Source organism: Aquamicrobium soli (assembly GCF_042646345.1).
GTDB lineage: Bacteria > Pseudomonadota > Alphaproteobacteria > Rhizobiales > Rhizobiaceae > Mesorhizobium > Mesorhizobium soli_A.
In genome coordinates this window covers 646235-667052 of the sequence record NZ_JBHRTK010000012.1, presented here as the reverse complement: position 1 = coordinate 667052, position 20818 = coordinate 646235, and the positions used below count along the sequence as shown (strand labels likewise).

The following is a 20818-nucleotide window of genomic DNA, read 5'->3' as shown; positions in this document are numbered from 1 at the left end:
GGACCTGCGCCCGCAACGACGGCCCCGAGCGACGAAGACTGCGAAAATGGCCAGCCGGAGCTTCCGGGCGGCCCTGCTTTTATGGCCGCTCGTCCTCGTCGGCGCCTGCACCTCGACGCCGGCAAAATCGCCCGTGGCAGGCACATCGCCCACCTTGGCCGGCGACGGCACGCCGCAACCGCCCATCGCCAACTACGCCTGCGACAACGGCGGCTCGATAACGATCCGCAATGTAGGCTCCTCGATACGCCTGCTTGGCCCGAACGGCGTCGAGGAGGACCTGCCGGCCTCGCCGGCCAACCAGAAGAGCCGCTACGGCGAGGCGCGGGACGCCATCGTCCTTGACGGGCGCGAGGCGCTGGTGATGCGCAGTGGCCACACGCCGCTGACCTGCACCCGATGATTCGGCAGCGCTCATGATCTTACCGCAATGCAGCGATCACCCCGGCGTCTCAATCGATTGAAGCACCATGAGGTGCCGGCGGTGAGCTAAATTCCTAGCCGGAAAGAGCTTTCCGGCTTTGACGCGCTGCAAAAAGAGTTTTAGAAACCGGCTATCCGAAGTCGCATACGGGAGCGGCAATGCCGTTTTCCGATTGAGGCCCCAAGGATACCGTATTGGGGGAGCCATGAGCCAATCACCAGCCACCCGCGCAGCAAAGCCGCGCCCGCTTTCACCGCACATGACCGTCTACCGGTGGCCCGTCACCATGACGATGTCGATCCTGCATCGCGTCACCGGCGGGGCGCTTTATGTCGGCACGCTGCTCGTCGCCTGGTGGTTGACGGCCGCGGCCGGCCCGCAGGCCTATTTCGATTTCGTCAACGGCATCTTCGGCTCGTGGATCGGCCGGCTGATCCTGTTCGGCTACACCTGGGCGCTGGTGCACCACATGCTCGGCGGCATCCGCCACTTCGTCTGGGACACGGCTGCGGCCATGGAAAAGCACACCGCCTCGAAGATCGCCTGGGCGAACATCATCGCCTCGGTGGTGCTGACCCTGCTGATCTGGGTCGTCGGCTACTACGCACGGGGAGCCTGATCATGAGCGCCAACCACACCGACATGCGCACGCCGCTCGCCAGGGTGCGCGGCCTGGGCTCCGCCCGCGAGGGCACCGGCGTCTTCTGGCGGCAGCGGCTGACCGGGGTCGCGCTGGTGCCGCTGACGCTGTTCTTCGTCGGCTTCCTCGTCTGCATGAACGGGGCCGACTACGCCGCCGTGCGCTCCGCCCTCGCCCATCCGCTGGTGGCGCTGGTCTTCGCCACCATGCTGGTGGCGGGGCTGGTTCACATGCGGCTCGGCATGCAGGTCATCATCGAGGATTACGTTCACGGCGAGGGCGCCAAGCTCACGCTGTTGATGCTCAACACTTTCTTCACCATAGCGGTCGGCGTCGTCTCGGTTTTTGCCCTCGCCAAGCTGTCATTCGGAGGCTGAGTCTTGGCCAAGGACGCAAGAAGCACGGGCGGCGCTTCCGCCTACACCTATGTCGACCATAAGTTCGACGTCGTCGTCGTCGGCGCCGGCGGCGCCGGCTTGCGCGCCACGCTCGGCATGGCCGAGCAGGGGCTGAAGACCGCCTGCATCACCAAGGTTTTCCCGACCCGCTCGCACACCGTTGCGGCGCAGGGCGGCATTGCCGCCTCGCTCTCCAACATGGGCCCCGACAACTGGCAGTGGCACATGTACGACACCGTCAAGGGGTCGGACTGGCTGGGCGACATGGACGCCATGGAATATCTGGTGCGACAGGCGCCGGCCGCCGTCTACGAACTCGAGCACTACGGCGTGCCCTTCTCGCGCACCGAGGAAGGAAAGATCTACCAGCGCCCGTTCGGCGGCCACATGATGAACTTCGGCGACGGCCCGCCCGTGCAGCGCACCTGCGCGGCCGCCGACCGCACCGGCCACGCCATCCTGCACACGCTCTACGGCCAATCGCTGAAGCACAAGGCACAGTTCTTCATCGAGTATTTCGCGCTCGACCTGATCATGGAGGACGACGGCACCTGCACCGGCGTCATCGCCTGGAACCTCGACGACGGCACCATCCACCGCTTCTCGGCGAAGATGGTGGTGCTGGCGACCGGCGGCTATGGCCGCGCCTATTTCTCCGCCACCTCCGCCCACACCTGCACCGGCGACGGCGGCGGCATGGCGGCGCGCGCTGGCCTGCCGCTCCAGGACATGGAATTCGTCCAGTTCCACCCGACCGGCATCTACGGCGCCGGCTGTCTCATCACCGAGGGCGCGCGCGGCGAAGGCGGCTACCTGGTCAATTCCGAGGGCGAGCGCTTCATGGAGCGCTATGCGCCTTCGGCCAAGGACCTTGCTTCCCGCGACGTGGTCTCACGCTGCATGACGCTGGAAATCCGCGAAGGCCGCGGCGTCGGCAAGAACAAGGACCACATCTTCCTGCACCTCGACCACCTCGACCCGGCGGTGCTGCACGAGCGGCTGCCCGGTATCTCGGAATCGGCGCGCATCTTCGCCGGCGTCGACCTGACCAAGGAGCCGATCCCGGTGCTGCCGACCGTCCACTACAATATGGGCGGCGTGCCGACCAACTACTGGGGCGAGGTGCTGAACCCGACCGCGACGGACCCGGACCGCGTATCGCCCGGCCTGATGGCGGTGGGCGAGGCCGGCTGCGCCTCCGTGCATGGCGCCAACCGCCTCGGCTCCAACTCGCTGATCGACCTCGTCGTGTTCGGCCGCGCCGCCGCCATCAGGGCCGGCGAGGTGGTGGACAAGGCGGCTGCCGTCCCCAGCCTCAACGTGGCGGCGGCGGACCGGATCATGGACCGCTTCGACCGCCTGCGCCACGCCAACGGCTCGACGCCGACCGCCGTCATCCGCGAGCGGATGCAGCGCGCCATGCAGGAAGACGCCGCCGTCTTCCGCACCCAGGAATCGCTGGAAGCAGGCTGCAGGCGCATTTCGGAAATCTGGGGCGAGCTGAAGGACATCAAGGTGTTCGACCGCTCGATGATCTGGAACTCCGATCTGGTGGAGACGCTGGAGCTGGAGAACCTGATGACCAACGCCATCGCCACCGTCTACGGGGCGGAGGCGCGCAAGGAAAGCCGCGGCGCGCACGCCCGCGAGGACTTCGCCGACCGCGACGACGCCAACTGGCGCAAGCACACGCTGGCGCATGTCAGCGAGGACGGCAAGGTCACGCTCGACTACCGGCCGGTCCACACCGAGCCGCTGCTGAGCGAGGCCGAAGGCGGCATCAGCCGGGCCAAGATCGCGCCCAAGGCGCGAGTGTACTGACACGATGGTCGGCCGCCCGAACCGCAGAGAGGGTACCGAGACCGCCAGCTCCTTCCGGCCGGTGGTTTCGGAACGCTTCCGGTTCGTCTACGCGCCGGTGACCAAATGCGGATCGTCCACCCTGAAGGCGGTCATCGCGGGCATCCACGACCTCGACAGGAACAGGGCCGGCGCGATGCCGGACGGCCCTGTCCGCTACGCCGGCCCCCAAAGCCTGCAACGCGGGCGCGAACTCGTTTCCTACGAGGTTTCCAGGCAGGATGCGGCCGGGTTCCACCAGGCCCACAGCGACTATCTCTGGTTCACGGTCGTGCGGCATCCCTATGAGAGGGCTTTGTCGATCTACAACTACGACCTGCGCAAATACGCCAAATGGCACGCGAAGGGCCCCTACCTCGCCGGCGGTCTTTCGAAGTACCTGGCGCTGGCTTCGGGCCGCGACCGCAAGCAAGCCCAGCGCAACGCCATCCGCAGGCGCATTTCCTTTGCCGATTTCATGCATGGCCTGCGCAGCAGCGGAACCGGCTTCGACGTGCACTTCGTGCCTCAGGCCGACCTGATCTTCCTGGACAGTATCCGCTACGACCACGTGCTGCGGCTAGAGACGCTGTCGGAAGAACTGCCGGCATTGCTCATCCGGTTGGGCGTCCCGCAGGAAAAGCTTGACGATATCCTGCCCATTCCCCGGACCAATCCATCGCATCCGTCGGGCGCCGTCCATGACGAGCGGACGCGCGCCTTGGTCTACGAGATTTACGAGAAAGACTTCACCGGACTGGGCTACGTTCCTTGAACCGGGACCCACGCAACGGGCGACAAATACAGGCGTAAGAACATGGTCGAACTAGCACTCCCCAAGAACTCGCAACTCACCGAGGGCAAGACCTGGCCGAAGCCGGAAGGCGCGACCAACCTGCGCGAGTATCGCATCTATCGCTGGTCACCGGACGATGACGCCAATCCACGCATCGACACCTATTTCGTCGACATGGACAATTGCGGGCCGATGGTGCTCGACGCGCTGCTCTACATCAAGAACAGGATCGACCCGACGCTGACGCTGCGCCGCTCCTGCCGCGAAGGCATCTGCGGCTCCTGCGCCATGAACATCGACGGCTCCAACACGCTGGCCTGCACCAAGGGCGCCGACGAGATTTCCGGCGCGGTCAAGATCTATCCGCTGCCGCACATGCCGGTGGTCAAGGACCTTGTGCCGGACCTCACCAATTTCTACGCCCAGCACGCCTCGATCGAACCCTGGCTGCACACCGTGTCACCGGAGCCGGCCAAGGAATGGCTGCAAAGCCACGAGGACCGCGAAAAGCTCGACGGCCTCTACGAATGCATCCTGTGCGCCTGCTGCTCGACCTCGTGCCCGAGCTACTGGTGGAACGGCGACCGCTATCTCGGCCCGGCGACGCTGCTGCAGGCCTATCGCTGGCTGATCGACTCCCGGGACGAAGCAACCGGCGAACGGCTCGACAACTTGGAAGACCCCTTCCGCCTCTACCGCTGCCACACCATCATGAATTGTGCGCAGACCTGCCCCAAGGGCCTGAACCCAGCCAAGGCGATCGCCGAGATCAAGAAGATGATGGTGGAACGGAGGGTGTAGCAGGCGCATGGCCGACAACGACCTGCCCATCCTCACCCCCACCGAGGCGCGCATTCTTGGCTGTCTCATCGAGAAGAAGCTGCTGACGCCGGACGTCTATCCGCTCACCCTCAACGCCGCGCAGGCCGCCGCCAACCAGAAGACGGCACGCGAGCCGGTGATGGCGCTGGAGCAGGGTGAGATCCATCACGCGCTGAAAACGCTGGAACAGAAGGAACTGGTGCGCCAGGTGTTCGGCTCGCGCGTCGAGCGCTACGAGCATCTCGCCGCCCAGCGCTTTTCGCTGACCACGCCGCAGACCGCCCTCCTCGGCCTGCTGCTTTTGCGCGGGCCGCAGACGGCCTATGAACTCCTGTCCCGGTCCGAACGCATGGCGCGGTTCCAGTCGGTCGAGGCCCTCAAGGACGAACTCGACATGCTGATCGGCAAGCGGCCGGCGCTGGTCAAGGAAATCGGCCGCGGCCCCGGCCAGCGCGAGGACCGCTACGCGCATCTGCTATGCGGCGACGTCGAGGCATCGAGCTTCGTGCCGGCGAGCGCTTCCGCTGCGCCCGCATCGACCGCCGTCGCCGAGCTCGAAGCCCGCATCGCCGTGCTGGAAGAACAGGTGGCAAGCCTGACGGCCCGCCTGAACGATTTGGGCGCCTGAGGAACCCGCTCCCAGCCGCAAGAGCTGTCGTATATGGCCACATACCCCACCCCCTGCCCTCCGGGAAGGGAATCGGTGCACGCCGCCAAAAGCCCCTCCCCCTTGTGGGGAGGGCGAGGGGTGGGGGTAAGCGACGGTCGAGGTAGAGGAAAAGCATACACACGCCTACTCCGGCGCTGGCCGTGGCCAGCCGAAGCAGGTGGGCTTACGCCAGCTTGGCGTCCAGCGTCACCTTGATGGCGCCGAGCGCCTTGGAAACCGGGCAGCCGGCCTTGGCCTTGTCGGCCAGTTCCTTGAACTTCGCCTGGTCGATGCCGGGCACCTTGCCGGTCAGCTTCAGCGCGCTCTCGGTGATCTCGAAACCGCCGCCCGCCGCCGGGCCGTAGGTGACCACCGCCTCGGCATTGAGTTCGCTCGCCGGCGTGCCGTTCTCGGCCAGGAAATGCGAAAGCTGCATGGCAAAGCAGCCGGCATGCGCCGCCGCGATCAGCTCTTCCGGATTGGTGCCGGACTTGCCGCTCTCATCCTGGAAACGGCCCTTGAACGAGTAGGGCTGCTTGGAAAAAGCGCCGCTTTGGACATCGAGCGTGCCGGAACCCTCGGTGAGCGTTCCCTTCCAGACGGCGGTGGCATGACGGTTCATGATCTTCTCCTTGGGTTAAAATCCAGCAGTGTCGGCGCTCGCACCCACTATAGGATCGAGGCCGCCCGAATCCCACCGCCGTCTTTGCGCCAGATCAATGAAGCCGCCGATAGCCTCGGTCCGGCCTCAGGCAACCGGTTCCGGTTCGCGGCACACATCGACCCACTCCGCCCCGGCCAGTTGCACCATCCGGGCCGGATCGAGCCGCACCGCGGCGTTGGTGGCGCCGGCCGCCGGCACGACTTCGTCGAACGCCCGCAGCGACACGTCGCAATAGACCGGCAGCGGCGCTGGCAATCCGAACGGGCACACGCCGCCGACCGGATGGCTGGTCGCAGCCACCACCTCGTCGGCGTCGAGCATGCGGGCCTTGGCGCCGAAACGGTCGCGAAACTTGCGGTTGTCGAGGCGCGACGTACCGCCCGCCACCACCAGCATGGTCGCCTCGCCCGCGCGCAGGCAGATGGTCTTGGCGATCTGCGCCGGCTCCACGCCATGCGCCTCGGCCGCCAGCGCCACCGTCGCCGAACTGGCCTCGGTGACCAGAACCTCGATGTCCGGAGCATGAGTTGCGAAAAAGGCGCGGACGGATTCAAGAGACATGCGGAAACCCTGGATGCAGACAGTCGAAAGGATGGATGGGAGAAACGGTCAGATCGGCTCACCCTTGAGCAGGCGGGGCGTGCCGCGCGACAGGCCGGAGGCCTGGCGGATGAAGAAATCCTTCAGGCTGGGCATGCGCTGGACCAGGCCGAGGCCGAGATCGCGCACCGCCCGCAGTGGCCCGACATCGTTGGAAAACAGCCGGTTCAGGACATCCGTGGTGACGCCCATCTGCACCGTGTCGAAGCGCCGCCACTGCTGGTAGCGCTCCAGCACGTCGAGCGCACCGATATCCTGGCCGAGCCGGTCGGCTTCGACGACGACCTCGGCCAGCGCCGCCACGTCCTTGAGCCCGAGGTTGAGCCCCTGCCCGGCGATCGGATGGATTCCGTGCGCGGCATCGCCCGCCAGCGCGATGCGCGGCGCGACGAAAGCCCGCGCCAGCGTCAGGCCGAGCGGCCAGGCGCGCGGCTTGGTCTCGACGCGGATTTCGCCCAGCTTCAGGCTGAAGCGCTGCTCCAGTTCGGTCTCGAACACCAGTTCGTCGCCGGCAACCAGCCTGTCGGCATCCGCCGTGCGCTCCACCCACACGATCGAGGAACGGTTGCGGCCGTGCTCGTCAGGAGCGAGCGGCAGGGTGGCGAACGGACCCGCCGGCAGGAAATGTTCCTCGGCGCGGCCGTGGTGCGGGCGCTCGTGCCCGACCGTGCAGACGATGCCCGATTGGCCGTATTCCCACGTCACCGTCTTGATGCCGGCCATGTCGCGCAGCTTCGACTTGACCCCGTCGGCGGCGACCAGCAGCCGCGCGGCAACCGTCGCGCCATCGGCAAGATGAACGGTGACGCCGCCGCCGGTAACATCGAAGGCGCTGACGCCGACGCCTTCGATGATATCGATGCCGAGCTCGCCGGCGCGCCGGCGCAGCGCGCCGTTGAGGTCGTGGTTGGCGACCATGTGGGCGAAGGGTTCACCCGGCGCGACTTCGCCGTCGAAGGTGAGCAGCACCGGCCGCACCGGATCGGAGGTGCGGGAATCGGTGATGATCATCTCGGTGATCGCCTGCGCCTTCGGCTCTATCTCTTCCCAGGCGTCGAGCCGCTCCAGCATGCGCCGCGCGGCGGCGGCGATGGCCGAGGCACGGCCATCCTTCTGCCAGACGCCGGGCGGGGCCGCATCCACCATCGCGACGCCGAGGCTCGGGCGGGCCTGCTTGATGGCGACGGCGGCGGACAGACCGACATAGCCGGCGCCGGCCACCAGCACGTCGAGGGCCGCTTTCTTGCTATCCGTCTTGCCTGCCGCCATGTCCGAACCTTCCGTTGCGGGCAATGCCCGCGCATCCTGCCTTGACTGGCCTTCATTCCTGGCCGAAACCGACGCATCCTACCCACGCAAAGGCGCGAAAACATGACGACGGCCATGGACCAGCTTCTTGGCATTCTCGACTTGGAGAAGCTGGAACACAACCTGTATCGTGGTCGCAGCCCGCAGGTGAACTGGCAGCGCGTTTTCGGCGGCCAGACCATAGCCCAGGCGCTGGTCGCCGCCCAGCGCACGGTGACGGCCGACCGCCACGTCCACTCGCTGCATGGCTATTTCATGCGCCCCGGCGACATCAGGGTGCCGATCGTCTACGAGGTCGACCGCATCCGCGATGGTGGCTCCTTCACCACCCGCCGCGTGGTCGCCATCCAGCACGGCGCGGCCATCTTTTCGCTCGAGGCCTCGTTCCAGGTCGACGAAAAGGGCCTCGAGCACCAGTTTCCGATGCCGCTCGACGTGCCGCCGCCGGAGGAATTGCAGAACCAGCGCGAATTGCTGGAAAGGGCGTCCCATGTGCCGGAGGCGATCCGCCGCTTCTGGGCGCGGGAGCGGCCGCTGGAACTGAAGCCGGTCAACACGCGCCATTATGAGAGCCGCGACAAGCTGCCCCCCAGGCAGAATGTCTGGATCCGGCTGACCGGCCCGGTTCCCGAGGACCGCTCGCTGCAATCGGTGCTGCTCGCCTATCTGTCGGACATGACGCTGCTCGACACCTCGACCTTCGCGCACGGGCGCGGGCTGTTCGATCCCGACATCCAGGCGGCGAGCCTCGACCACGCCATGTGGTTCCACCGCCAGCACGCGCTCGACGACTGGCTGCTCTATACGCAGGACAGCCCCTCCACGTCCGGCTCGCGCGGCTTCAGCCGCGGCGCGCTGTTCGCGCGAGACGGCACGCTGATCGCCTCGGTCGCGCAGGAAGGCCTTATCCGCCTGCGCCGGCCGCCTACCGAATAGGCATTTTTCGCACAGTGCTCATATTTTAATCATTCGCTGCGAGCGGGCTTTCCATACGTCGGCCTGCCGGCCGGCGAAAAACGTCGCCTTTACAAAGGCTTGACTACCGTTCCGTGCGATTGGCACGGCACTTGATTCCGTGGATGTCGCTCCCGTCTCTCCCGACCCGGCGAGACAGACAGCGACGCGCTTGCCCTGCCAAGCCATGCCCATGGAGAAGCCAATGACTGCCCCTGCCCTTTCCAGCCCACCGCGCCGGACGGCCCGATCCGTCCTGGCGATCCTTGCCCTGGCCGTGCCCACCGGTGCCCATGCCCAGACGACGGCGGCGCTCGACACCGGCAATACCGCCTGGATGCTGACGGCCACCGCGCTGGTGCTGATGATGACCATTCCGGGGCTCGCCCTGTTCTACGGCGGCATGGTGCGCAAGAAGAACGGGCTGGCGACCGTCATGCAAAGCTTCGCCATCTGCTGCCTGGTCACCGTCCTGTGGTTCGCGCTCGGCTATTCGCTCGCCTTCTCGGACGGCGGCGCGGTCAATGCCTGGATCGGCGGCTTCTCCAAGCTGTTCCACCAGGGCATCACCGTGTCGACGCTATGGGCGCCGGGCGTGGCCAACATCCCCGAATTCGTCTTCTCGACCTTCCAGATGACCTTCGCCATCATCACCCCGGCGCTGATCTGCGGCGCCTTTGCCGAACGCATGAAGTTTTCAGCGCTGCTTTTGTTCACCGCGCTGTGGCTGCTCGTCGTCTACGCGCCGATCGCGCACTGGGTATGGGGCGGCGGCTTCCTCGCCTCGGCCGGCGTGCTCGACTTCGCCGGCGGCACGGTCGTCCACATCAATGCCGGCGTCGCCGGTCTCGTCTGCGCGCTGGTGCTGGGCAAGCGGGAGGGCTACGGCACCACCAACATGGCTCCGCACAACCTCGTCTACTCGGTGATCGGCGCGGCCCTGCTGTGGGTCGGCTGGTTCGGCTTCAACGCCGGTTCCGAGCTCGCCGCCGACGGGCTCGCCGGGGCCGCCATACTCAACACGCAGGTTGCGGCCGCGGCGGCGGCGCTCACCTGGATGTTCGCCGAATGGATCGTGGCGAGGAAGCCGAGCGTGCTCGGCATCGTCTCGGGCGCGGTCGGCGGCCTCGTCGCGGTGACGCCGGCGGCCGGCTTCGTCAACCCGGCCGGCGCCTTCTTCATCGGCCTCGCTGCCGGCGTCGTCTGCTATTTCGGGGCGGTGAAGCTCAAGCACGCGCTGGGCTACGACGATTCGCTCGACGCCTTCGGCGTCCATGGCGTCGGCGGCATCGTCGGCGCGCTGCTGACCGGCGTGTTCGCCGACCCGGCGATCAACAGCCTCGGGCAAAACGCCTCCGTCGTCACCCAGCTTTACGGCATCGTCTTCACCATCGTCTGGACCGGCATCGCGACCTTCGTGATCCTGCAGGTTGTCAAGCTGGCGCTCGGCGGCCTGCGGCCCAGCAAGCAGGAGGAGATCGAGGGCCTCGACATCAGCCAGCACGGCGAAGTGGTGCCGTAGGACAGTTCGGCGTGGCTTCCTCCCCGGGAGAATGACGCCCTTGGGGCCCGGACGTGTTCCGGGCCTCCTTTTTACGCCAGCCAGTCCGGCACGGAATCCAGCCCGATCAGATCGTCGTAGCTCTGGCGCTCGCGCACGACGTGGAAGCGGTCGCCGTCGACCAGCACTTCCGGCACCAGGAGCCGGGTGTTGTAGGTGCCGGCCTGCACGGCGCCATAGGCGCCGGCAGTGCCGACCGCGATCAGGTCGCCGGCCTTCAGCTTCGGCAGGTCGCGGTCGAGGCCGAGGAAATCACCGGTCTCGCAAACCTGCCCGACCACGTCCACCTTCATGCGCGGCGCAGCGGCCGGCGCCTGCACGACCGGGCGGATGTCGTGGAAGGCCTCGTAGAGCGTCGGTCGGATCAGGTCGTTCATCGCCGCATCGACGATGAGGAAATTCTTCGCCGCGCCTTCCTTCAGGTAGATCACCTCGGAGACGAGGATGCCGGCATTGCCGACGATCATGCGCCCCGGCTCGAACATCGTCGTCACGCCCAGCGGCGCGACATGCTTCTTCACGATCGCCGCATAGGCATCCGGCAATGGCGGCGGATCGTTGTCGAGGCGGTAGGGAATGCCGAGGCCGCCGCCGAGGTCGACATGGTCGATGGCATGGCCGTCGGCGCGCAACTGCCCGACCAGGTCGACCAGCAGCGAAAAGGCATCGTCGAACGGCTGCAGGTCGGTGATCTGGCTGCCGATATGGGTATCGATGCCCGTCACCTTGATGCCGGGCAATTCCGCCGCGCGCGCATAGACCGCGCGCGCACGCTGCCAGGCGATGCCGAACTTGTTCTCGGCCTTGCCGGTGGAGATCTTCTTGTGCGTCCTCGCATCGACATCGGGATTGATGCGCAGCGACACCGGGGCCGTCTTGCCGAGCGCCACGGCGCGCGCCGAAAGCAGTTCGAGCTCCGGCTCGGACTCGACGTTGAAGCACAGGATGCCGGCTTCCAGCGCGAAATCCATTTCGCGCGCCGTCTTGCCGACCCCGGAAAACAGGATCTTGGCGGCAGGAATGCCTGCGGCCAGAGCGCGCCGCAACTCGCCTTCCGAGACGACGTCGGCTCCGGCGCCAAGCCGCGCCAGCGTCTTCAGCACCGCCTGGTTGGAGTTCGCCTTCATGGCGTAGCACACCAGCGTGTCGAGTCCCTCAAACGCTTCCGAGAACACCCGGAAATGGCGAGTGAGCGTCGCCGTCGAATAGCAATAGAAGGGCGTGCCGACCTTGGCCGCAATATCGGGGATCGCCACGTCCTCGGCAAAGAGCACGCCGTCGCGGTAGTCGAAATGGTTCATGACAGGCGCTTCCGGAAAATCAGGCGCTCGCGAACGAGCGCGGTATCGAACGTTTCAACGAGACCCGACAGCTCAGATAAGCGGATCGAGGACAAAAGGCTTGTCGGAGTTCGGTTTCTGCGGCTCCGGCAGCACCGGCTTGTTGGCCTTCTCGGCGTCCTTGCGCGCCTGCACGGCAGCCTCGTAGGGCGTGTCGAGCGGGGCTTTGCGTCCGCAGCCGACGACCGTCGCCAGCGCCGCCAGAAGCGTGAGCGTCACCATCATCCTGCTTGCGGTCATCGATCCACCTGACAAATTCCGTGAAGCCGCTTCTAGCCCAATTTGCGGTGCATTGCACCCCGCCATCAGGCCTTGGCCAGCCGCTTCTTCCAATAGCGTATCTGCTTGCGCACTTCCGCCGGCGCCGTGCCGCCGAAGGACGTGCGGCTTTTGACCGAGCTTTGCACCGAGAGCACCGAGAAGACGCCGTCGGTGATGCCCGGATGGATCGACTGCAATTCGGCCAGCGACAGCTTTTCCAACCCGACCTTGCGCGATTCCGCCAGTGCTACCGCACGACCGGTGACGTGGTGCGCCTCGCGGAACGGCAGCGAAAGCGTGCGCACCAGCCAGTCGGCCAGGTCGGTGGCCGTCGAATAGCCCGCGCCCGCCGCCTTCTTCATCGCCCCGACGTTGACCGCGAGGTCGCGCACCATGCCGGTCATCGCCGCCAGCGCCAGGTCGAGCGTCTCGGCCGCGTCGAACACCGCTTCCTTGTCTTCCTGCATGTCCTTGGAATAGGTCAGCGGCAGGCCCTTCATTACGGTCAAGAGCGCCACCAGATGGCCGTTGATGCGGCCGGTCTTGGCGCGCACCAGTTCGGCGGCATCCGGGTTCTTCTTCTGCGGCATGATCGAGGAGCCGGTGGAGAAGGAGTCCGACAGCCGCACGAAGCCGAATTGCGGCGTCGACCAGATGACGATCTCCTCCGCCAGCCGCGACAGGTGGGTGGCCGAGATCGCGGCGATCGACAGGAACTCCAGCGCGAAATCGCGGTCGGAAACGCTGTCCAGCGAATTGCGCGTCGGCTCGCGGAAGCCGAGTGCCTTCGCGGTCATGTGCCGGTCGATGGCAAAGCCGGTGCCGGCAAGGGCGGCGGCGCCGAGCGGGCTTTCGTCCATGCGCTCGATCGCGTCGCGCACGCGCGACAGGTCGCGCGAAAACATCTCGACATACGCCAGGCAATGATGGCCGAAAGTGACCGGCTGCGCCGCCTGCATATGGGTGAAGCCGGGCATCACGGTGGCCGCGTGCTCCTCGGCGCGCTCGAGGAAGGCGGCGATCAGCCCCTTCAGCGCCTCGGCGACGCGGAACAGCTCGTCCTTGACCCACAGCCGGAAATCGACCGCCACCTGGTCGTTGCGCGAGCGCGCGGTGTGCAGGCGCCCCGCCGCCGGACCGATGAGTTCGGCCAGCCGCGCCTCGATGTTCATGTGGATGTCTTCGAGCTTGTTGGAGAAGACGAACTTGCCGGCCTCGATCTCTTGCAAAATCGTGTTCAGGCCGTGAGCGATTTTTTCTTGATCCGCCGCCGAAATAATGCCCGTTTGCGCCAGCATGGCGCTGTGGGCGAGCGAGCCGCGGATATCCTGTGCATACAGCTTCTTGTCGAAACCGATGGAGGCGTTGATCGCCTCCATGATCGCGGCCGGGCCCGAGGCAAAACGTCCACCCCACATCTGGTTGCTGGCCTTTGTGTCGCTCATCGCTATAACCCGTTTCGCAGAGTGGTTCTTGAAATGGCAGAAAACAGAAAACTCTTCCCGGCCCCGCGCCTCATCGTCGTCGCCCTGCTGGCTGGCGTGCTGGCCGGCGCGGTCGCGGTATATGTCAGGGAAGCCGGTTCTGGCAACACACCCGGCAACCAGCTGGCCGCCGCCGACAGCCCCGACGACAAGGCTTGCGCCGCCAAGGCCGACCGGGCCAAGGCGGTCGCCGCATCGGCCACCGGCGACGTGGCGGCGCTGCTGCCCGCCGATCCGCCGCAATCGCTGAAGCGCCTGAGCTTCAACGGGCCGGACGGCAAGCCGATGACCATCGCCGACCTCAACGGCCAGGCGGGTACGGCCAAGACGGTGCTGCTCAACCTGTGGGCGACCTGGTGCGCGCCCTGCCGCGCCGAGATGCCGGCGCTCGATACGCTGCAGAAGGAAATGGGCGGCGACCGCTTCGAGGTCGTGGCCGTCAATGTCGACACCGGCGATGACACCAAGCCGAAAAAGTTCCTCGAGGAAACCGGCGTCACGGCGCTCGGCCACTACCGCGACGCCTCGATGGGCGTGTTCAACGACCTGAAGACGCGGGGGCTCGCGCTCGGCCTGCCGGCAACCATGCTGATCGACGGCGAAGGCTGCCTGATCGGCCACATGAACGGCCCGGCCGAATGGGCGAGCCCCGACGCCAAGCGGCTGATCGAAGCCGCCCTCGGCAGCTGACCTGCCCGAGGGGTAGTCGTAACCAGCGAAATCAGCGGCTGCTTGCGGTGGCGAAGGAAATGCCGTCTGCGGTCGGGCGCACCGGCACGACGCCGCGCGCCAGCGCCAGCAGGTACTTGTTGTATTCCGTGAACAGCACCCGCAGGGCCGCCGGCTTGGTCAGCCAGCCGCCGTATTCGAGGTTGGAGTTGACCACCGGATAGGGCTCCAGCCGCGCATGGCCGAGCAGGCGGCCCATCTCCAGCAGGCTGCGCGGCATGTGGTAGTTGTTGGTGACGAGGATGACGCTGCCATAGGCATGGCGCTCCACCCATTTCGCGCTTTCCTCGGCATTGCCGATGGTGTCGAGCGCGGCATAGTCGATGTCGACGCAGCACGAAAACAGGTTCTTGTCGCTGCCGGTAGCGATCCGCAGCTGCCGCTTGGTGGCCGAAGGGTGGACGCCGCTGATGAGCAGGCGCTGCCCCTTGCCCGTCTCCAGAAGTTCCATCGCCGCGTCGAGGCGCGCAGTGCCGCCGGTAAGCACGATGATGGCATCCGCCCTTTGCGGGTTCGCCGGCGTGGCCAGATGGCTGACATGGCTGGCAAACCAGGCGAATCCGGCGGCAAACAGCACGACCGCGCCGGCAAAGGCCAGCGCGCCGGCCCGCACGACCAGCCGCAAACGCCCCCCGCGCCGCTTGTCGCTCCAATCCGAGAGCCCCACGGCAGCCGATCTCACCGAATCCTGCCCACTCATATGCTGATGGTTACCCGCGAAAGGCGACCGTTGATAGAAGAATTGCGCACTTTCCGTTACGTCACGTAGCGGGGCGTGATCAGGATGGATCATGCTGGCGCACCTCGATGTCGCTGAGATAGGCGACCACGGTGACGTGCGAGGTGGCTGCAGTGAGCGCTCCGATCACCAGCACCAGGACGGCGACGCCGAGATAGCCGGCCGAGCCGATGGCGAAATTGCCGAACAGGGCGGTTGCCTGGTCGGCTTCGGGGGTCGCCATGTTGCGCGACGACCACCAGGAAAAGACGATGAACACGACGATGGCAGCTAAGCCGCCAGCGGCGGCGCCCTTCATGCCGGTGAGCAGGAAATGCCGGCGGAACTGGCGCGCGATGAAGCTTGCCTCGGCGCCGACGAAATGCAGCACCTCGATGATGTGGCCGTTGCCGGCCATGGCGCCGCGCGTCGCGAACACCACCGTCAGCACGGTTGCCGACAGCATCAGCGCCAGCACCGAAACGCCGATGGTGACCGTGGTGCGGGCCATGGCGACGAGCCGGTCCACCCAGGTGCGGTGATCGTCGAGACTGGCGCTCGGTATCTTGGCCACCAGCGCGGCGCGCATGGCGGCGAAGTCGGGCGGATTGTTCTCGTCGATGGTGACGATCACCAGCCGCGGTACCGGCAGTTGGTCGATGTCGAGCCCGCTGCCGAGCCAGGGTTCGAGCAGCCGGGCGGTGGCGGCGCGGTCGATGGTCCGGGCCCCCCGCACGCCGGGGAAGCCGCTGGCGATCCCCTCCGCGGTGGTCAGCGCGGCCTCCATGTCGAGCCCCTCGACCGGCTTGATCTGGATGGTCGCCTCGCGCGAAATCTGGTTTTCCCAGACGGAAGCCGTATCGCGCACCAGCGTCACCGCGCCGAAGGTCAGGCAGGACAGGAAGGTCATGATGGCGATGACCAGCACCAGCGCGCGGCCGGCGATGTTCTGCGCCGGCACGATCGACGCCGTCTTTCGGTGAGCGCCTTGCCTGGCGCTCCCGACACCGGTTTCATTGCCGGGCTCGAAGCCTGCTTCTTCCTGGTGCGGCTCGACGGCGAAGGTGTCAGTCATAGACGTCGAGCCTTCCGCCGGAGAGGATCAGGCGGCGGGCGTCCACCTGTTCCATCAGGCCGAGATCGTGGGTGGCGATGACGACGGCGGTGCCCAGCCGGTTGAGTTCGATGAACAGCCGAAGCAGGCGGCGCGCCAGCGGAGGGTCGACATTGCCGGTCGGCTCGTCGGCAAGCAGGATCTGCGGCTGCTCGATCAGGGCGCGGGCGATCGCGGCGCGCTGCTTTTCGCCGCCCGACAGCACCGGCGGCAGCACGTGCATGCGCTCGCCGAGGCCGACCCATTTGAGCAGTTCGACGACATCGGTGCGGTAGCTCGCTTCCTCGCGCCCGCGCACCCTGAGCGGCAGCGCCACGTTCTCATAGGTGGTCATGTGGTCGAGCAGGCGGAAATCCTGGAACACGACGCCGATGCGGCGGCGCAAAAGCGGCAGTTCGGCGCGCGTGATGCGGGCGCGATCCTTGCCGAAGATGGTGATCAGCCCGCGCGTCGGCTTCAGAGACATGAACAAAAGGCGCAAAAGCGTCGTCTTGCCGGCGCCCGAAGGGCCGCTCAGGAACTGGAACGAGCGCTCCGGTATGTGCAGCGAGATGTCGCGGAGGATTTCCGGACCCATGCCATAGCGGAGGCCGACATTTTCGAAGCGGATCACGTTCGACGACCTGGGACTGTTTCGAGCGGCGAACCACCCTGTTTTTCCGGCCGACCATGGGTCGGTATGGTTAAGCGCCGGTTAATTTCCTGGCGTTTGTGGCTCTTCACGGGCACTCCGGTCGGAAAATGTTAACCATTCCCATTTACGCAAAAGAAAGACACGGAAAAACTGGGGCACTTCAAGGCCAGCATGGCTGACGCGCACAAGGCACGCCCGGTTTCCGGCGAAATCATGACTGACCGGGCAGGACCGACAGCGGCCGCCGGCATCTCCGCCGCCGAACTGCATGAGATCATCGACGCCGACTATGAAATCCTGCCGCATGTGCAGAATCCGCTCTCGTCGCGGGCTTCAGCGCCCCTGACCCTTCCCCACAAGCGGGAGAGGAATTCTGCGGCAACGCCACAGCGATGCGAGCCAGCGATCCTGGGAAAAACCGCGCCGCCGCCACCGGTCGAAGGAATGGCAATGCTGCGCAAACCCGACGCGCCGCCGCAGCGGCAGCCCGCATCGCGCGGCGGGCCGGCGTTCTGGAGCGTCGGCGTCGGCATCGCGCTGGCCGCCTTCTGGGTTTCGGGCGGCGACGTGATGGTGCGCCGGCTGCCGCTGTTCGCCGACACCCCGCAAGCGGCGGCGTTTACCCTTTCGGGCGTCAATTCGCGCGTCGATGTTTCCGGCGCAAAACCGCTGCTTTTCGTCGACGGCGAGGCCGCCAACGACGGCGACGGCACCCTGCCCCTGCCGCCGCTGGAGATAAGGGTCACCGGCGAGGACGGCCGCGTCACCCGCTATACGTTGGGGACAGCCGGGCGTGCGCTGGCGCCCGGCGAAAGATTTGCCTTTTCGAGCCGGCTCGACCTGCCTAAGAACGGAGTAAGGACCGTTTCGGTCGCATTTGCCGAATAGGCGACAACCCGGAGAACGCGACCATGCCAGTCGTTCGCGGCAAGGAAATCGAAGTTTTGTTCGCGGCCTCGGCCATTGCCAGGCGCAACCTGGAACTGGCCAAGGAGATCGCCGAGAAGGATTATCACGACCTTCTCGTCATCTCGATCCTGAAGGGCTCCTTCATCTTCGCCGCCGACCTCATCCGCGCCATGCACGATGTCGGCCTGTCGCCGGAGATGGAATTCATCTTCATCTCCAGCTATGGCGCCGGCACCACCAGCGGCGAGGTCCGCGTGCTGCGCGACATCGACAACGAGGTCGCCGGGCGCGACATCCTTCTGATCGACGACATCCTCGAATCGGGCAAGACGCTGAAGTTCACGCGCGAGCTGATGCTGTCGCGCGGCGCCCGGAGCTGCTCCATCGCCGTGCTGCTCGACAAGCGCATGCGCCGCCAGACCGACCTCAACGCCGACTATGTCGGTTTCGACTGCCCGGACCATTTCGTCGTCGGCTACGGCATGGACGCCGGCCACGCCTTCCGCGAACTGCCGTTCGTGGGGATCGTGCGCGGCGACGCGTGATTTGCCGCCGGCTTCAGGAAAATTCAACTTATTGCCGGCAAGAGTCGGCGCATGGCAAAGCTTCTGATCGTCGAGGACGACGAGTCCGTCCGCACCCTTTCCGCCCGCGCTTTCGAGCGCGCCGGCCATAGTGTCGATATCGCCGAGGACGGCCTGCAGGGCCTGTCCCTAATCACCGCCGCCGAAGGCGGCTACGATATCGTCGTCTCCGACATCCGCATGCCGGCGATGGACGGCATCGAAATGGCGAAAGCCGCCGCTTCCCGGTTCCCCGGCCTGAAGATCGTGCTGATGACGGGCTATGCCGACCAGCGCGAGCGGGCGGAGGAACTCGACGGCGTCATCCTCGATGTCGTGCAAAAGCCCTTCACGCTGGCCGAAATCCGCGCCCGCGTCGAACGGGCGCTGGTCTGCTTCGCCTGACGAGGCCTGCCTTCGGCAGCCCCCGTGTGATGACTTTTGGATCAGACGCTCAGGCGACGGCCGAACGCCGCTGCCGGCCCGAGCCCAGCGCCAGCAGGCCCGCGCCCACCACCAGCGCAGCCCCGATAAGGGTCGTCTGCCGCGGTATTTCGGCAAAGAAGACGAAGCCCCAGAGCGGCGTCCACAGGATGCCCGTATATTCGAACGTCGCCACGCGGTTGGCGGACGCCAGCCGGTAGGCCTGCGACAACAGCATCATGCCCGCCGAGGCGATGAAGCCGCAGGCCGCCATCAGGGCGAAATCGGAGAGCGTCGGCCAGGTCCACGGCCGCACCAGGAATTCCAGGCTGGGATGCACGGCATGGGTAAGGCCGGCGGTCTCGAAGAAGGCCGCCACGACCATGGCGCCGACCAGGTAGATGCCGTTCTGGTAGAAGGTCATGACGCCGGCGGATTCGCAATCGCCCATCTTGCGCGCCATCAACTGCGCGAATCCGTAAAAGGCGGCCGAGCCCAGCGACAGCAGCGCCGCCCACTCGAACAGGCCGGCACCGGGGCGCAGCATGAAGATCACACCGGCCATGCCGAGCAGGATGGTCGCGAGCGTGCGGCCGGTGATGCGCTCGCCGAGATAGGGGCCGGCCATGGCGACGATGAACAGCGGCGCGGTGAAGAACAGCGCGATGGCATCGGCCAGCGGCAGCGCCGCAATCGCCAGGTAGTAAAACGTATAGGAGAAGAACAGGATCGTCGCCCGCAGCACCAGCAGCTTGAGGCGCGGCGAAAGCAGGGCCCGCAGCCCGTCTTCCCGGTGCACGATGGCCATGAGGATGGGGAAGGCCACCAGGCAGCGAATGGCCATGACCTCGGTCAGCGGGTAGCGCGCCGAGACCGCCTTGATGATCGGGTCCTGCAGGGAAAACACCAATATCCCCACGCATAAGCAGGCAATACCGCGCAGCAGGCCGCTATGCATCGTGTTCTTCTCCAACACCGGCGTCAGGGCGTCGGCGCAAAAAGAACCCGCCACCGGGCGGCAGCGGGTGCGAGTGAGGACGACGAACTATCCGCCAGCGTTTGACATAGTTCAAACGAATTGAAATCATAGCTACGATGAAAATTTCTTATGGCAACAAGCCGATGCGGACTCCGCTGGACAGCGACCTGTTACGGACCTTCGTCGCGGTGACGGAGACCGGCAATTTCACCCGGGCGGGCAGCAAGGCGGGCCGCACGCAATCGGCCGTTTCGATGCAGATCAAGAAGCTGGAGGAGATCGTCGGCGGCACGCTGTTCGCGCGCGGCTCGCGCGGCGTCGTGCTGACGAAGCGGGGCGCCGACCTGATCGAAAACGCGCGGCGCATCGTCACCATGCTGGACGAAACCGCTGCGGCGATGCGGGCGCCGCCGCTCGATGGCCCCGTGCGCATCGGCATTCCCGAGGAGTACGGCCACGCGATCCTGTCGCGGGCGCTGAGCGCCTTTTCCAGGCGGCACGCCCAGGTCGAAGTCACCGTGCGCTACGCCCACTCGCCGGCGCAGATGCAGGCGCTGGCCGATGGCGAACTCGACCTCGCCGTCGTCTTCGAATGGCAGGATTTCGGCGGCGGCGAGGTGCTGATGCAAGACCCCACCGTTTGGGTGACGTCGATGTTGCATCCCGTCCACGAGGAACGGCCGGTGCCGATCGCGCTCTACAGCCGCGACGGCTGGTGCCGCGACTTCGCCATGCGCTCGCTGGAGCAGCGCGGCCTCAACCACCGCATCGCCTATATGAGCGACACCACCGGCGGGCTCAAGCTCGCCGTCACCTCCGGCCTTGCCATCGCGCCGATCTCGCGCAGCAACATTCCGGCCGGCTGCCGCGAACTGACGGCGGCCGACGGCTTCGGCGACATCGATTCGTCCAACGTGGTGCTGCGGCGCAACCCGCTGGCCACCGGCGAGGCGATCGACGGCATGGCGGAGGCGATCCGCGAGGCTTTCACCAGCCGATAACGGGATCG

At 66.3% G+C, this 20818-nt stretch carries 24 protein-coding genes; 14 read left to right on the top strand and 10 right to left on the bottom strand.

The window, feature by feature from the left end:
• Positions 1-46 precede the first annotated feature (46 nt).
• The 7 genes from ACFOHJ_RS13020 to ACFOHJ_RS12990 all read left to right on the top strand — a co-directional run bounded on the left by ACFOHJ_RS13020 (position 47) and on the right by ACFOHJ_RS12990 (position 5547).
• A complete protein-coding gene (locus ACFOHJ_RS13020; RefSeq protein WP_378221026.1) occupies positions 47-403 on the top strand; it encodes a hypothetical protein in 357 nt (118 codons plus the stop codon).
• Positions 404-629: 226 nt separating this feature from the next.
• A complete protein-coding gene (gene sdhC, locus ACFOHJ_RS13015) occupies positions 630-1043 on the top strand; it encodes a succinate dehydrogenase, cytochrome b556 subunit (RefSeq protein WP_378221024.1) in 414 nt (137 codons plus the stop codon).
• A 2-nt stretch (positions 1044-1045) separates the two neighbouring features.
• Complete coding sequence (gene sdhD / locus ACFOHJ_RS13010) at positions 1046-1441, top strand: succinate dehydrogenase, hydrophobic membrane anchor protein (protein WP_378221023.1); 396 nt, start codon at positions 1046-1048, stop codon at positions 1439-1441.
• A gap of 3 nt (positions 1442-1444) precedes the next feature.
• A complete protein-coding gene (gene sdhA, locus ACFOHJ_RS13005) occupies positions 1445-3283 on the top strand; it encodes a succinate dehydrogenase flavoprotein subunit (protein WP_378221022.1) in 1839 nt (612 codons plus the stop codon).
• 4 nt (positions 3284-3287) lie between these two features.
• Positions 3288-4076: a sulfotransferase family 2 domain-containing protein gene (locus ACFOHJ_RS13000; protein WP_378221020.1), complete on the top strand. Its 789-nt coding sequence runs from the start codon at positions 3288-3290 to the stop codon at positions 4074-4076.
• Between the two features lie 42 nt (positions 4077-4118).
• Positions 4119-4898, top strand: a complete 780-nt coding sequence (locus tag ACFOHJ_RS12995) for a succinate dehydrogenase iron-sulfur subunit (RefSeq protein ID WP_378221019.1) — start codon at positions 4119-4121, stop codon at positions 4896-4898.
• 7 nt (positions 4899-4905) lie between these two features.
• Complete coding sequence (locus ACFOHJ_RS12990) at positions 4906-5547, top strand: DUF480 domain-containing protein (protein WP_378221017.1); 642 nt, start codon at positions 4906-4908, stop codon at positions 5545-5547.
• 205 nt (positions 5548-5752) lie between these two features.
• Here ACFOHJ_RS12990 and ACFOHJ_RS12985 read toward each other — a convergent pair whose 3' ends face one another.
• The 3 genes from ACFOHJ_RS12985 to ACFOHJ_RS12975 form a co-directional block, all read right to left on the bottom strand.
• A complete protein-coding gene (locus ACFOHJ_RS12985) occupies positions 5753-6190 on the bottom strand; it encodes an OsmC family protein (protein WP_378221016.1) in 438 nt (145 codons plus the stop codon).
• Positions 6191-6316: 126 nt separating this feature from the next.
• Positions 6317-6793, bottom strand: a complete 477-nt coding sequence (locus ACFOHJ_RS12980) for a YbaK/EbsC family protein (RefSeq protein WP_378221014.1) — start codon at positions 6791-6793, stop codon at positions 6317-6319.
• A gap of 48 nt (positions 6794-6841) precedes the next feature.
• A complete protein-coding gene (locus ACFOHJ_RS12975; protein ID WP_378221011.1) occupies positions 6842-8101 on the bottom strand; it encodes a ubiquinone biosynthesis hydroxylase in 1260 nt (419 codons plus the stop codon).
• Between the two features lie 102 nt (positions 8102-8203).
• Between ACFOHJ_RS12975 and tesB the strand changes: the two genes are divergently transcribed.
• Together tesB and ACFOHJ_RS12965 are read left to right on the top strand one after the other, a co-directional pair.
• Positions 8204-9076 carry an acyl-CoA thioesterase II gene (tesB, locus tag ACFOHJ_RS12970; RefSeq protein WP_378221009.1) on the top strand — a complete coding sequence of 291 codons (873 nt, stop codon included), beginning with the start codon at positions 8204-8206 and terminating at the stop codon, positions 9074-9076.
• Between the two features lie 223 nt (positions 9077-9299).
• The gene (locus ACFOHJ_RS12965) at positions 9300-10616 is read left to right on the top strand and encodes an ammonium transporter (protein ID WP_378221008.1); all 1317 of its coding nucleotides are present in this window, start codon (positions 9300-9302) and stop codon (positions 10614-10616) included.
• 71 nt (positions 10617-10687) lie between these two features.
• On the opposite strand, the gene lysA is transcribed toward ACFOHJ_RS12965, so the two are convergent.
• The 3 genes from lysA to argH form a co-directional block, all read right to left on the bottom strand.
• Entirely contained in the window at positions 10688-11956 is a 1269-nt protein-coding gene (lysA, locus tag ACFOHJ_RS12960) for a diaminopimelate decarboxylase (protein WP_378221006.1), read from the bottom strand.
• Positions 11957-12028: 72 nt separating this feature from the next.
• The gene (lptM, locus tag ACFOHJ_RS12955) at positions 12029-12235 is read right to left on the bottom strand and encodes an LPS translocon maturation chaperone LptM (protein ID WP_378221003.1); all 207 of its coding nucleotides are present in this window, start codon (positions 12233-12235) and stop codon (positions 12029-12031) included.
• A gap of 65 nt (positions 12236-12300) precedes the next feature.
• On the bottom strand, positions 12301-13701 hold the full coding sequence (gene argH / locus ACFOHJ_RS12950) for an argininosuccinate lyase (protein WP_378221000.1): 1401 nt from the start codon (positions 13699-13701) through the stop codon (positions 12301-12303).
• 33 nt (positions 13702-13734) lie between these two features.
• On the opposite strand from argH, the gene tlpA reads away from it, so the two are divergent.
• Entirely contained in the window at positions 13735-14430 is a 696-nt protein-coding gene (gene tlpA / locus ACFOHJ_RS12945) for a thiol:disulfide interchange protein TlpA (protein WP_378220999.1), read from the top strand.
• Positions 14431-14461: 31 nt separating this feature from the next.
• On the opposite strand, the gene ACFOHJ_RS12940 is transcribed toward tlpA, so the two are convergent.
• The 3 genes from ACFOHJ_RS12940 to ftsE all read right to left on the bottom strand — a co-directional run bounded on the left by ACFOHJ_RS12940 (position 14462) and on the right by ftsE (position 16914).
• Positions 14462-15151 carry a YdcF family protein gene (locus ACFOHJ_RS12940; RefSeq protein ID WP_378220997.1) on the bottom strand — a complete coding sequence of 230 codons (690 nt, stop codon included), beginning with the start codon at positions 15149-15151 and terminating at the stop codon, positions 14462-14464.
• 97 nt (positions 15152-15248) lie between these two features.
• Positions 15249-16262, bottom strand: a complete 1014-nt coding sequence (locus ACFOHJ_RS12935; protein WP_378220996.1) for a cell division protein FtsX — start codon at positions 16260-16262, stop codon at positions 15249-15251.
• Positions 16255-16914 (bottom strand): cell division ATP-binding protein FtsE, encoded by a 660-nt coding sequence (gene ftsE / locus ACFOHJ_RS12930; protein WP_378220993.1) that lies wholly within the window; start codon positions 16912-16914, stop codon positions 16255-16257. The genes ACFOHJ_RS12935 and ftsE overlap by 8 nt, the downstream gene beginning before the upstream one ends.
• Before the next feature lie 192 nt (positions 16915-17106).
• On the opposite strand from ftsE, the gene ACFOHJ_RS12925 reads away from it, so the two are divergent.
• The 3 genes from ACFOHJ_RS12925 to ACFOHJ_RS12915 are packed head-to-tail and all read left to right on the top strand — an operon-like array spanning position 17107 to position 18812.
• Positions 17107-17823: a hypothetical protein gene (locus ACFOHJ_RS12925; protein ID WP_378220990.1), complete on the top strand. Its 717-nt coding sequence runs from the start codon at positions 17107-17109 to the stop codon at positions 17821-17823.
• Between the two features lie 23 nt (positions 17824-17846).
• Positions 17847-18389: a hypoxanthine phosphoribosyltransferase gene (gene hpt / locus ACFOHJ_RS12920; RefSeq protein ID WP_378220989.1), complete on the top strand. Its 543-nt coding sequence runs from the start codon at positions 17847-17849 to the stop codon at positions 18387-18389.
• A 51-nt stretch (positions 18390-18440) separates the two neighbouring features.
• Positions 18441-18812: a response regulator gene (locus ACFOHJ_RS12915; protein ID WP_378220987.1), complete on the top strand. Its 372-nt coding sequence runs from the start codon at positions 18441-18443 to the stop codon at positions 18810-18812.
• Between the two features lie 49 nt (positions 18813-18861).
• Here ACFOHJ_RS12915 and ACFOHJ_RS12910 read toward each other — a convergent pair whose 3' ends face one another.
• A complete protein-coding gene (locus tag ACFOHJ_RS12910; RefSeq protein WP_378220985.1) occupies positions 18862-19788 on the bottom strand; it encodes a DMT family transporter in 927 nt (308 codons plus the stop codon).
• A 164-nt stretch (positions 19789-19952) separates the two neighbouring features.
• On the opposite strand from ACFOHJ_RS12910, the gene ACFOHJ_RS12905 reads away from it, so the two are divergent.
• Positions 19953-20810, top strand: a complete 858-nt coding sequence (locus tag ACFOHJ_RS12905) for a LysR family transcriptional regulator (RefSeq protein WP_378220983.1) — start codon at positions 19953-19955, stop codon at positions 20808-20810.
• Positions 20811-20818 lie beyond the last annotated feature (8 nt).